Origin of the sequence: Actinopolymorpha sp. B9G3 (genome assembly GCF_040120725.1) — a bacterium.
Classification (GTDB): Bacteria; Actinomycetota; Actinomycetes; order Propionibacteriales; family Actinopolymorphaceae; genus Thermasporomyces.
Window position 1 is genome coordinate 76,616 of the sequence record NZ_JBEEAB010000018.1, and the last position, 11,257, is coordinate 87,872.

12 protein-coding genes are annotated in these 11,257 nt (G+C 67.3%); 5 read left to right on the forward strand and 7 right to left on the reverse strand.

Going from position 1 to position 11,257, the window contains the following annotated elements; translation table 11 throughout:
- Positions 1-54: 54 nt before the first annotated feature.
- Together ABNF93_RS26115 and ABNF93_RS26120 are read right to left on the reverse strand one after the other, a co-directional pair.
- Entirely contained in the window at positions 55-669 is a 615-nt protein-coding gene (locus tag ABNF93_RS26115) for a hypothetical protein (RefSeq protein ID WP_349330831.1), read from the reverse strand.
- A gap of 79 nt (positions 670-748) precedes the next feature.
- The gene (locus ABNF93_RS26120; protein ID WP_349330832.1) at positions 749-916 is read right to left on the reverse strand and encodes a hypothetical protein; all 168 of its coding nucleotides are present in this window, start codon (positions 914-916) and stop codon (positions 749-751) included.
- Positions 917-1,369: 453 nt separating this feature from the next.
- Here ABNF93_RS26120 and ABNF93_RS26125 point away from each other — a divergent pair, with 453 nt between their 5' ends.
- From ABNF93_RS26125 to ABNF93_RS26135, 3 genes are all read left to right on the forward strand, one after another.
- Complete coding sequence (locus ABNF93_RS26125; protein ID WP_349330834.1) at positions 1,370-1,591, forward strand: hypothetical protein; 222 nt, start codon at positions 1,370-1,372, stop codon at positions 1,589-1,591.
- Between the two features lie 303 nt (positions 1,592-1,894).
- Entirely contained in the window at positions 1,895-2,320 is a 426-nt protein-coding gene (locus ABNF93_RS26130) for a VOC family protein (RefSeq protein ID WP_349330835.1), read from the forward strand.
- A gap of 499 nt (positions 2,321-2,819) precedes the next feature.
- Positions 2,820-3,458, forward strand: a complete 639-nt coding sequence (locus ABNF93_RS26135; RefSeq protein ID WP_349330836.1) for a maleylpyruvate isomerase family mycothiol-dependent enzyme — start codon at positions 2,820-2,822, stop codon at positions 3,456-3,458.
- A 209-nt stretch (positions 3,459-3,667) separates the two neighbouring features.
- Here the strand turns inward: ABNF93_RS26135 and ABNF93_RS26140 are convergent, their stop codons facing one another.
- The 3 genes from ABNF93_RS26140 to ABNF93_RS26150 all read right to left on the reverse strand — a co-directional run bounded on the left by ABNF93_RS26140 (position 3,668) and on the right by ABNF93_RS26150 (position 6,816).
- On the reverse strand, positions 3,668-4,018 hold the full coding sequence (locus ABNF93_RS26140; protein ID WP_349330837.1) for an ArsC/Spx/MgsR family protein: 351 nt from the start codon (positions 4,016-4,018) through the stop codon (positions 3,668-3,670).
- 1,143 nt (positions 4,019-5,161) lie between these two features.
- A complete protein-coding gene (locus ABNF93_RS26145) occupies positions 5,162-6,412 on the reverse strand; it encodes an RNA polymerase sigma factor (protein WP_349330838.1) in 1,251 nt (416 codons plus the stop codon).
- A gap of 11 nt (positions 6,413-6,423) precedes the next feature.
- The gene (locus ABNF93_RS26150) at positions 6,424-6,816 is read right to left on the reverse strand and encodes a YciI family protein (RefSeq protein ID WP_349330839.1); all 393 of its coding nucleotides are present in this window, start codon (positions 6,814-6,816) and stop codon (positions 6,424-6,426) included.
- A 610-nt stretch (positions 6,817-7,426) separates the two neighbouring features.
- Between ABNF93_RS26150 and ABNF93_RS26155 the strand changes: the two genes are divergently transcribed.
- On the forward strand, positions 7,427-8,545 hold the full coding sequence (locus ABNF93_RS26155) for an epoxide hydrolase family protein (protein WP_349330840.1): 1,119 nt from the start codon (positions 7,427-7,429) through the stop codon (positions 8,543-8,545).
- 35 nt (positions 8,546-8,580) lie between these two features.
- Positions 8,581-9,117: an RBBP9/YdeN family alpha/beta hydrolase gene (locus ABNF93_RS26160; protein ID WP_349330841.1), complete on the forward strand. Its 537-nt coding sequence runs from the start codon at positions 8,581-8,583 to the stop codon at positions 9,115-9,117.
- Positions 9,118-9,939: 822 nt separating this feature from the next.
- Here the strand turns inward: ABNF93_RS26160 and ABNF93_RS26165 are convergent.
- Together ABNF93_RS26165 and ABNF93_RS26170 are read right to left on the reverse strand one after the other, a co-directional pair.
- Positions 9,940-10,239, reverse strand: a complete 300-nt coding sequence (locus ABNF93_RS26165; protein ID WP_349330842.1) for a helix-turn-helix domain-containing protein — start codon at positions 10,237-10,239, stop codon at positions 9,940-9,942.
- On the reverse strand, positions 10,236-10,589 hold the full coding sequence (locus ABNF93_RS26170; protein ID WP_349330843.1) for a type II toxin-antitoxin system RelE/ParE family toxin: 354 nt from the start codon (positions 10,587-10,589) through the stop codon (positions 10,236-10,238). The genes ABNF93_RS26165 and ABNF93_RS26170 overlap by 4 nt, the downstream gene beginning before the upstream one ends.
- Positions 10,590-11,257 lie beyond the last annotated feature (668 nt).

An 11,257-nucleotide genomic window follows, 5' to 3' on the forward strand; every position in this document is an offset into this window, starting at 1 on the left:
GTGCTCCGCCCGCGCGCCGCCCGACGTTACTGGCAGGCACGCCAAACGCAACCCCTACTTGCTGGTGACTGCTCCGGCGTAGGCGACTTCGGCGTAGTCAGGGCCGGCGGAGGCTTCGATGGTGATCTGGTCGGCGGCCTTGCGCGGTACCCACCACATCCAGTCGGCGGTCAGGGTGTTGCCGGGCCACATCCCGCCGAGGAAGATGCCGCACTCGGCGTCCACGCAGGTCGGGCGGATCTCGTCGCCATCGACGATCAGGTCCAGGCTCGCAGTCGGGTCGATGATCTTGTCTGAGTTGTTGGTCAGGGTGATCGCGGCCTTCACCGGCATCACGGCGTCGAAGTCGGTGCTCGGGTCGAGCGCGAGGTAGTCCGCCCACGGCGTGCCCTTACCCGCGTCCGGCATCACCTCCGGAGCGCTCACGACGATGGAGACCCCATCGCCGTAGCTGTGCACCGCACCCCACGCCAACGTGTGTGCGGGGGTAGCCGTCGGCGTGACATCGACGGCCGGCTCGACCGGGTGGACCTCGGGTCGAGCGGCTGCCCCCGGCGTCGTGGTGATCACCGGCAGCACGGTCACCACCAGGGCCGCTATGCCTCCAATGGCGACTAGTGCCACCACGCAGGCGATCGCGAACGCGCCCATCTTGTCGGTAAAGGACATGACCTACCACCCCCGTGTTGTGGAGCGGTGCCGCTCCGCCCGACCCGCCACGCCCGCTCGTGGTGGACCGGACGCAACCTCAACGCTTGCGGTCCTGCTTGGAGACGATCTCGAACTCACCTCCGACCACCTGCACGGTGATCGACGTGGTGCCCTTCGGGAAGCGGGAGCCCGCCAACCAGCGGCTCAGCGCGGCCTCCTCGGTCTGCCGGCGAAGCCACTCGGTGTTGCCGATCCGTACCAGCACCAGCGCCGCAATACGGGCCACATGTTCCGCCGATCGGCGGTGGGCACCATCACGCTGCGGGTCCTCCAGTCGACCACCACCTGGTCGGCAATCTGCTCGACCACCTGGCGCCGATCGGTCAAGCCGCCCAACGGGCAGCTGCCCCGGGCAGCCATCGCGGCCAGGTGATCCTGCGGACGCTCACACATCTGCGTGGCGAACTCCGGGCCCAGATCACTCATGCCGCCAACGCTATGGCTTGGCAGACGGCTTGGCAGACGGATTCGTAGCACTGTGACATGCGGCGTAGATCGACCGCGGACCCCAACGCGCTGTACGTGTTGCGGGCGCGGCGCTCCGCGAGCTGCACGAATCTCTCCCTGTCGCGATCTACCCATTCGACTGGTCGATCTCGACGTCTCCCCATCGACCCTGCCGGCAGACGAACGCTTCGACCGCGCCGGCCAACACGGCGTGGTCGCCGACCAACCCACCATCTGGACGTTCGTCGACATCGAAGGCCCGAACTCCCTAGCCGACGATCTTGCTCAGTCTCTCGCCGATGCCCTCCAATCAGCCCTCGGCTGGTGGGCCGACTTCACCATCGATGACACCGAGCACGTGGTCGTCTTCTCCGGACGGTCCTTTCGCTACCGCATCGGAGACAAAGCAGGCCGAGCAGAAGCAGTCGCCTGAGGGCCACTCCACCGGAACACCCGAACATCAAACTCGACTGGGGCCCATAACAACCCGCCACAACCCGGTGAAGCGGCATCACGCCATGGTCGACCGCTGCGTCGACCACCGGGGTGGCGGATCGACTCTGATCTTGTCCGGTGAGGGATCCGCTTCCGTACGCCCGGCAAGGGTCCCTGGCGGACATACGGCGTCATGTACCAGGGGTGCCAACGTTCGACTGCCGGTCGACGGCGAGGGACACGCGAACGTCCTGGACGTATCGAGCCTGCACCCCGTGGTCGAGTGCCCTACGGTGATGCCATGGGACTGCGCATCGGTGCCTTGGTCGTCGATTCTCAAGATCCCGGGCGACTGGCCAGGTTCTGGGCAGAGGCACTGGGTTGGATGATCAGCCAAGCCGAAGATCCTGAGTGGGTCGTCGAGCCACCCGAAGGTAGTCGCGAAGACTGCGTGGTGGCCGACCTCTTGTTCATCAAGGTGCCCGAGCCCAAGACGGGCAAAAATCGCCTGCATCTCGACCTGCGACCGGAGGATCAGTCCGCAGAAATTGCCCGCCTTGAAGGGCTGGGAGCTACCTGCGTCGATGTTGGCCAAGGCAACAACCAGACCTGGGTAGTGATGGCCGATCCGGAAGGCAACGAGTTCTGCGTACAACACGCTCATCCGCCGCAGATCCGAACACAGTGGCTACAGCGGTACGAGGCCTACCAGCCGGTTCACACCTGAACGTGACGGTCCAGATGGCCGGCGACAAGCGGCGTCGGTATGCGGCGCTGTCGGCGAGCGATGTGCGGCGACTGGCGAGCACCGGCAGAGACCGTCCGCCTCCTCGGCATCCACCGGTCGCCACGCCGGACTTTCCGCGGGCGATCTGGACACCCGCATCGCCGACATGGGCTGCATGGCATCGGGCACTCCGCGGCTACAGGACACAACGGCATCAGGCACCCTTGCTCTGGTCGGATCACGTCACCGGAGCCTTGTCGACCTGAATGACACGACCTGTCCGATTACCGATCCCCATCCGTACGCGGGAGGTTCGCCAAACGGGCAGCGTCCTGCGATGCCTGATCGCGGGTGTCGCAGCCCGCTGTCATGATGCTGCCATGCGCAGGACCAACTACGAGAAGATCCTGATCACGGTGTCGCCGGACCCCAAGGCCGCCGCGGGGACGGCACCACAGACTGGCAAGGCGGCGGTTGCGGGGCCGCAAGCTGGTCCAGAGTGCGTGACATCGTGGTAGACCTCAGCGAACTGGCGACGGAGGAGCGGCGCGACCTTGCCGACTTTCTTGACACCCTCACGGAGGAAGAGTGGGAGCAGCCGTCGCTGTGCCCAGGGTGGTCCGTGCGCGACGTGGTGGGCCACATTCCGAGCTATGACGCGCTCGGTTGGCCCGCGGTGCTGGCCCTGTTCGCCCGCTCGGGGTTCTCGCTGGGCCGCTGCAACCAAGTCGGCGTCAACCAGAGCCGCCGGCTCGGCACGGAGGAACTGGTGGCTAGGCTGCGTGCGCATGCCGTCCCTCGGGGCATCACCGCGATGTTCGGCTGCGCCATCGCCCTTACCGACGGGGTGATCCATCACCAGGACATCCGCCGAGCACTCGGCCATCCACGGACGGTGCCTCAAGAGCGACTGGTCGCCGCTTTGGAGTTCGCACCCCGCGCGCGTGCGCTGCCGGCACCTGCGAACGTCCGCGGGCTCCGGGTGATCGCGACCGACGTCAACTGGACTCACGGGACCGGCCCCGAGGTGCGCGGCCCGGGTGAGGCCCTGCTCGTCGCCCTCGCGGGTCGGCCGGAAGCCCTGGCGGACCTCGAAGGCCCCGGTCTCGACGCCCTGGCAGCAAGGCTGCGCCAGTGACCAGCAGGTGTCAGATCTTGCCACCTCGAACGAGTGGACGAGGCCGCGTCGCGGCGGCTCTGACGGGAGTGGCCCCGATGAGCGATCCCTTTCCGTATGCCCGGCGAGCGTTCCCCTACTAACACCAACCGCCGGAAACGCCGTTCGTGTTACGGCCCGCGACGCGTTCCTCCAAGCAGCGTTGGACAAGCTTTAGCACGGGCAAATGGTCAGGGGAGGAACTTGGAGAGGGTTTCGGGGTCTCGGGCGACGGCTGTAGTGGAGTCGTCAGCGGTGACGATAGGGCGTTGGATGAGGATCGGGTGGGCAACCATCGCTTCGATCCAGGTCTCGCGATGTGCGGGCTCGCGGGGGAGGTCACGGAGGGGTTCGGCGTCGGGTTCGTTGTGGCGTACGAGGTCCCAGGGTTCGAGGTTCAGGCGTGACAGGACATCGGTCAGCTCGGCCGCGGTGGGCGGGTCGTCGAGGTAGCGTCGGACCTTGTAGGCGACCCCAGCCTCGTCGAGGGCCTTGGTGGCGGTGCGGCACTTGGAACAGGCCGGGTTGATCCAGATCTCCACAGGTGCGGTCCTCCGGGTCAGCAGTGGTCTCGGTCGGCTGTTAGAGCATCAGTAACAGCAACACGACGTGAACCGCCAGCGCGACGCCGTACGACCACGTGCAGCAGACCAGTCAATGATCCGGATGGCGTGATCGCCACTGATCAGCTCTGCGCACGGCGGTAGTACGGCTGTTCGACCTCGGCGGGCGGCGCGCGCCGGGACTTGACCGGGCCGACAACTCTCGTCACACAGAAGGTCACCGAGTCACCGCGGGTGAAGCACCTCGCCTAACAGGTCGTCTCGGACGAGGCGCCGCGGAGGTCCCGCGGCGGAACGCCGGCCGCCGGGCGGAAGGGACCTGGCCTGCTGCCAGAAACGTCGCCGCGTATTTGCCGCAGACAGCCGCTGAGAGGCGTTGACGGCCGGACAAGATCAACATCCGCCATCACGCATCGATGCACGTCAGCGGCCGTTCTCAGTCTGGCGGAGGGCGTGGGATTCGAACCCACGTGGCGGGGGGTTACCCCGCCTAGCGGTTTCAAGATCGGTAGGGACTGTGGGCCTGACCTGCGCTCTCCTGTCGCCGCGGGTGGCGAGCCGAGCGGATTCCCCGCGATCTGTCCGCTCCGGGCTGACTCCCCGCCTCGACAAGCCAAGCTTCCGTTCCACCTGGGTCTTCATGATGTTGTCGATGCGCTAGCAGTCGTCGGGCTGCTCGCGGTTCGCGACGCGTATGTGATCAGTCAGGCCGCTTTGTCCGCCGGCCGCTGCGAGGCATGCGTGTGTGTGGTCACCTGAACTGGCCCCGGTTGGGTTGTTGTTCTTCACGAATCTTGGCCCCAGCTGAGTGGTGATCTGGCTGTTCGTCGGCTGAGGTGTCGGCGCTCGCGTCCCGCGAACCGCGGGTTGAGGATCTGGCCGAGCAGCGGCTCGGCCACCGGGGGAGTGGTCCTGGGAGCCATTTCTGGCCCCACCTGCGGATGAGTTTTGGCCCCACCCCGGATTCGGCGGAAACAGTTCCAGCGAGTCTTGGCCCACACCGGACACAGTTCGCCTTCCTCGCTCGCGCCCAGCCTGCGAATCATGTTGACCGGGTGACGGGTGAGCCCCGGTCGCCACAACCACCATCTCGGCGCGGGCTGGAACGGCTTTGACGCGGCACTAACCGCACGCGGCTGCGAGCTGAGCGAGCCGCCGGTTGAGGTAGCGCTGTTCGGGCAGGCTCGCGGTCAGTCGCGCGGCCCGCCGATAGTTTTCGGCCGCGGCGGTCGGGTCGCCGTCGAGCTCCAGCAGGTGGGCGCGTACGGCATATAGCCGGTGATGCCGCCGCATGGTGGGATCGGCCAGCAGTGGGTCGAGCAGAGCTAGGCCGACCGCCGGTTCGTGGGCCATGGCGACGGCGACGGCGTGGTTGAGCGTGACGGCCGGGGCGGGGGCGGCCCGGCTCAACATGTCGTAGAGGACGCTGATCTGCCGCCAGTCGGTGGCCCCGTAGGTGGGGGCCTCGGCGTGGACCGCGGCGATCGCGGCCTGAAGCTGGTACCGGCCTACGTGACCCCGTGGCAGGGCCTGCTCGACCAGCGTGACACCCTCGGCGATCAGGTCGTGTCGCCACTGTGAGCGGTTCTGCTCGGCGAGCGGCACGAGGTCGCCGGTGGCGTCGACCCGGGCGGGCGACCGCGCGTGTGTGAGAAGCATGAGTGCCAGGGCGCCGGTCACCTCGTCATGGTCCGGCAGCGCGGCGTGGACTTGGCGGGTGAGCCGGATCGCCTCCTCGGCGAGGGTGACGTCGACCAGGGACTCGCCGGAGGTCCGCGTATAGCCCTCGGTGAACACCAGGTGGCATACGTCGAGAACGGCGGCGACGCGGGCCGGTAGCTCCTCCACCGACGGCATCGCGAACCGTGCCCCCGCCTGGCGTAGCGTCGCGCGGGCCCGGCTGAGGCGTTGGGTCATCGTGCGGGCCGGCACCAGGTACGCGGCGGCGATCTGGTCCACGCCCAGGCCGGCCACTGCACGCAGGCTAAGCGCCACCTGTGACGGCCTACTCAGGGCAGGGTGACAACAGAGGAAGAAGAGGCGGAGCGTGTCGTCAAAGTCGGACGTCGGTATCTCGTCGGCGCCCGGCGCGACGTCGACGTTGGCCGGCCGTCGTGCGGTGTCCAGCGCCTCGCGGCGGGTCCGGGCGGAGTCTGCGCGGACGCGATCGATCAGCCGCCGCGACGCGACCCTGATCAGCCATGCCTTCGGATCGTCGGGCACCCCGCCGAGGGGCCACTGGGCGGCGGCGGCCTCTGCGGCATCTTGGACCGCCTCCTCGCAGTCGCCCAGGTCGCCGTACCTGTGGAGGAGCGCCCCGAGGACGTGCGGCGCCTCCCGACGCCACACGTCCTCGAGGATATGCAGCACCATGGTGGCGATGGCTACTGGTCGTCGCCGCCGGGCCACATCAAGGGCCGCAGCTCCACCGTCTCGCCAGGGCCGGAGAACCTCGCGGCGACCTCCTCGGCGCGAGCCTGGTTCTCAACATCGATGAGAAAAAAGCCCGCGAGATGTTCCTTGGCCTCTGAGTACGGGCCGTCGCTCGCCAGCGGCGCATCGTCCTGCCATCGGTACAGGCGTGCGGTCGCCGGATCGCCGAGCGCCTCACCGCTGATCAGCTCGCCGTTGGCCTGCAGTTCGGACATCACCTGCTCGAACTCGGCGTCCAGCCGCTTGCGTACCTCCTCGGGCAGTCCCTGGTAGGCGGCAAGGTAGTCGCCGGTCGGGTGCCCCCACGGCTGGGGATTCGAGTGGATCATGATCGCGTACTTCATTGGGATCACCTCAAGGTCGTACGACGGCCGTTCCGTCGTTCGACCGGAACGTCGGTGCGGCCCCCTTCGATGTCGACATCACCTGCGAGTCACATTTTCCCTGGCGGCGAACGTCGGAGTCCTTCGTGGTATCCGGCGCCGGCGGCAGCTCTGCGCGACATAGATGCAAACGAACACATATCACCCGATCCGGCGGGCCTCATGTCGCCCGCGAAGCCGCGGTCAAGGTGAAAGGCCCGCAGCGAAGCAAGGACGAACGGCCTTGACGGCCCGGCAAGCGGCAACCACACGCTCCGCCGAGGAGTGGCGGACGGTGGGGCCAGTTCTCGTTCCCGCGAACGGCGTTCCATGATCGCTGGCCGGGGCCAAGACTCATCCGTAGGAGGGCCAAACTCGTCCGCGAAATCAGGGGAGGGCCGGCTGGACAGCAGGGTCGGGGTTCGGTGCGTTCATGGCCCGGGGCTTAGTTTTCTGCTGGAGGCTGTCGATTCCGGCGCCAGTCGTTCGTCATCGTCGGTGAATGCAACTGACGATCTTCGGGAGTCTGTCGAGATTTGGCGTTTGGCTCCGATGTCTCGTGAGATGCCCGCGAAGGAGAGGACCGCCGGTCATGATCGAGCTCCGCCCGTACCGCATCGACGTGCCCGATAGGGATCTCGCCGACCTGCGCGACCGCCTCGACCGGGTGCGGTGGGCGCCGGAGCCGGCCGGCGGCGAGGTGGGGTATGGCGTGTCGGTGGCGGCTGTCCGGGAGCTGGTCACCCATTGGCGGCAGAGCTACGACTGGCGCCGCTGGGAGTCCCGGATCAACGCCTACGACCAGTACACCACCACGGCCGACGGCACGAACGTGCACTTCCTGCACGTGCGCTCGCCGGAGCCGAACGCGTTGCCGCTCGTGCTGAGCCATGGGTGGCCGGGCACGCTGGTGGAGTACCTCGAGGTGATCGGGCCGCTGACCGACCCGCGGCGGCACGGGCTCGACCCGGCGGTCGCGTTCGACCTGGTGATCCCGTCGCTGCCGGGGTTCGGTTTCTCTGGGCCGACGCCCGATACCGGCTGGGGACCGCACCGGATCGCGCGGGCGTGGGCGGTGCTGATGGAGCGGCTGGGGTACGCACGCTACGGCGCCGCCGGCAACGACTGGGGCTCCTACATCTGCGCCGAGCTCGGCCGCGTCGCGCCTGCCGCGGTGGTCGGGGCACACGTCACTCAGGTCTGGCCGACGCCACCGGCCGACGAGCCCGACTGGGCGGACAAGCTGACCGGGCGCGACCTGCAGACGCTGGCGCAGTTCCAGGACTTCCAGGCCAGGCACGCCTCGTACGGCGCCGTCCATCATCAGCAACCGCAGACCCTCGCCCACGCCCTGGCCGACTCACCGGTCGGGCTGCTCGGCTGGAACGCCCAGGCCATGGGCGGCCTTGACCCAGACGTCTTGCTCACCCACGTCGCGATCCACTGGCTGACCGGCACCGCCGGCTCAGCGATCCGCATCTACGCCGAGCATCCCCGCGAGCCGCTGCCAACAGCCCCGACCACCGTGCCACTCGGCGTGGCGCAGTTCGCCGGCGATCTCGGCTCGATCCGCTACCTGGCCGAGCGCGCGCACTCACAGATCGTGTCGTGGCACGAGTACGACCGCGGCGGCCACTACGCCACCCACGATGCGCCAGACCTGTGGCTCGGCGACATCCGCGACTTCTTCGCCACGATCACCGCCGACTAGTGCGGCCGCCTCGCCCCTGACGAAAGGAACCTCCCGTGAACCGAACGGCCATCATCTTCCACGGCACCGGCGCGAACCCCGAGGTCGTGTGGCTCCCGTGGCTGCGCGACCGGCTGACAGGCCGCGGTTACACCGTCGAGAGCTCGCACTACCCCGACCTCAACGTCGAGCCCATCGACAGGTTTCTGCCGAAGGTGCTGGCCAACCACACCTTCAACGAACACACCGTGCTCGTCGGTCACTCTGGCGGCGCCGCGCTGCTCCTGGCGATCCTGGAGCACATCGACGCACCGGTGGCCCAGGCCATCCTCGTCGCCGGCTACTCCACCCAGCCAAACACCAGCGACGAACCCGTCCTGCAGGCCGACTACGACTGGGCCGCGATCAATGCCCACGTCCGCGACCTGTACTTCATCAACTCCCGCAACGACCCCTACGGCTGCGACGACCGGCAAGGACGGGCCATGTTCGACCGACTCGGTGGCACCCAGATCATCCGCGACGACGGGCACTTCGGCGACTACAACCAGCCGTATCCCACCTTCGAGCTCTTGAACAAGCTGATCGATTGAGCCCATGACGACCGTTGACATCGGCACCGAGCGCTACGGATCGTCGCGCAGCATCTCGGGCTCACCGCCGGGTTCTGGCTCGCCGGCACCTCTATGCTCGCCATCGCGGTCCTGGCCTGGCGCCCGCTCGCCGCCCTTCGGACCTGAGCGACGAGGGCCGCATTCGCGCAGGCAGCGACTGAGCTCCAAAGCGTCCAGGCTGGAGAGGGGGCCAGCTACCACCCAACGCTCGTCGCATTTTGCGCACGTATTTGGCACAGCCAGCCGTAGATGGTCGTACACAGCCGTACGCCGCCGGACTCCTGCCTTGTCCGGCGGCGTAGATAAACGTGCAGGTCAGAGGGGTACTTCTGCTGATCGGCGGAGGGCGTGGGATTCGAACCCACGTGGCGGGGGGTTACCCCGCCTAGCGGTTTTCAAGGAGGCTGTTTCGCCGCATACGACCTGCGGGTTCGTCGATCAGCAGCGAACTCCGCCGAGAATACGCCGAAGGACCGGCCGCGGCAGTAGCAGCCGCCCGTGGACGGCCGGATCTGCGACGAGCCAGCTCGTGTATCCACCGAACCGCTGCAGCAGGTGGGCGCAGGCTCCTGGCCACAGGCAACACGCGCCGGCAGCCGTGTTGCCCGTCGGGTCCCTCCCCCACCTCAAGGGCAACCCGGCGAGCGCCCGTTTACAGTAGGGCCGTTAGCTGTCGTACGGACTGTCCCACGCTTGCTGACCTGGACGTTCGTCTGTCAATCCTGTGATGCGAGGCACTCGCAGACGGTATTTCATTGACAGAGCCATTGACAGACGTGAGTACCGGCGGGGGTATTGCGGTTACGCGGCGGACGGCTTGGGCTTGAAGTTCACTGCAAGCTCGACGTCGAGCGCGTGGGCGATTCGCTCGAGCACGGGCAGGGTGGGGACGGTACCGCCGGCTTCGAACCGGGCGACAGCGGATTGGGTCATGGACGCTGCCCGGGCCAGCTCGCTCTGACTCCAGCCGCGCTGCTCACGTAGCTGACGGACCGCGGCACCCAGCTCAAACGCTAGCCGGGCAGCCTCGTAGGCCGCTTCTGCACCCGGCTCGGCCATCCGCCGGTTGCGGATCTCCGCCCACTCGGTTCGCCCGCTCACCGCTCCTCCTCAGCTTCGACCGTGTGCGCCTCGGCCACACACCGCGCCCACGCTCGCCTTGCCCGGTCGATCTCCCGATCCTCCCGCATCCGGGTCTTACGGAACACGGTCAGCAGAATGATCCGCCGACCGGGCGCGATCCAGTACGTGATCCGCACCGCGTCCCGCTCCAGGTGGAACCGCAGTTCCCGAAGCTTCCCGTCCAGCTGCCTGGTGTACGGCTCTTTCAGCTGTGCCCCCTGCTCGGCCAGCAGATCAACATAGAACGCCGCACGACCAAAATGCCCACCCGACAGCTGCTCCAGCCACTCCCGGACCTCCGGTTCCAGCTCCACACTACCCCAAGCCATAGCAATGATGCTATGGGGTCTTGGGATCGCCGTACAGTCAAGATCGGGTAAGCAGCGCCGGCGATAGCGGTGCCTGGTGGCCGGAAACCGCCGTCAACGCGGTTGCAGACGCGTGGACTGATTGCCCTCGGTGCGTCCACACGTAAGGGCGTCCGCGCCCCTCCCGCACCCGTTCTTGCACCGCGCCTGACGGCATGCGTCGAGAGCAGCTGATGACCGAGCCGATCAACGCCGCCTGACGGGTGGTGGCGCCGATGCTGGCTGGTGAGGCCGATCGTAAGCACTCCAAGACACAAGAATTAGGAACCCATGCTCTCTTGTCCAGATCAGTCCAGGCAGTGCTGTTTCAGGCGGCCAGGCAGGCGTCCAGGGAACTCGTTGTCCGGAGCGGTCCAGATCCGTCCATGCCGCTATTGCACGCGGGTTGCACGCCGACCTTCTGTTCCGTAGAGGCAGGCAGGTCGATCGCGAGCTGCGCTTCTCCGCTTCGGAGTTCGTGGGCCTGGTGCTCATCGTCGCCTGGCGTAGCAAGTCGTTGCGGTCAGGCTGGGGTCATCTTGGGGTCAGCGCGCGTTCGATGCGCTTAACCGTCTGCGGTCGTGGCGTGATGAGGTAGTGCCCGCAGAATCCAAGTAGCTGCGGCTCCGGAACTCACGCCTCCCAAGAAG

Bases quoted from the DNA above. Each gene is read 5' to 3' on its own strand.
- ABNF93_RS26115 (WP_349330831.1), bottom strand. From the start codon at position 669: ATGTCCTTTACCGACAAGATGGGCGCGTTCGCGATCGCCTGCGTGGTG.
- ABNF93_RS26130 (WP_349330835.1), top strand. From the start codon at position 1,895: ATGGGACTGCGCATCGGTGCCTTGGTCGTCGATTCTCAAGATCCCGGG.
- ABNF93_RS26145 (WP_349330838.1), bottom strand. From the start codon at position 6,412: ATGGTGCTGCATATCCTCGAGGACGTGTGGCGTCGGGAGGCGCCGCAC.
- ABNF93_RS26150 (WP_349330839.1), bottom strand. From the start codon at position 6,816: ATGAAGTACGCGATCATGATCCACTCGAATCCCCAGCCGTGGGGGCAC.
- ABNF93_RS26155 (WP_349330840.1), top strand. From the start codon at position 7,427: ATGATCGAGCTCCGCCCGTACCGCATCGACGTGCCCGATAGGGATCTC.
- ABNF93_RS26170 (WP_349330843.1), bottom strand. From the start codon at position 10,589: ATGGCTTGGGGTAGTGTGGAGCTGGAACCGGAGGTCCGGGAGTGGCTG.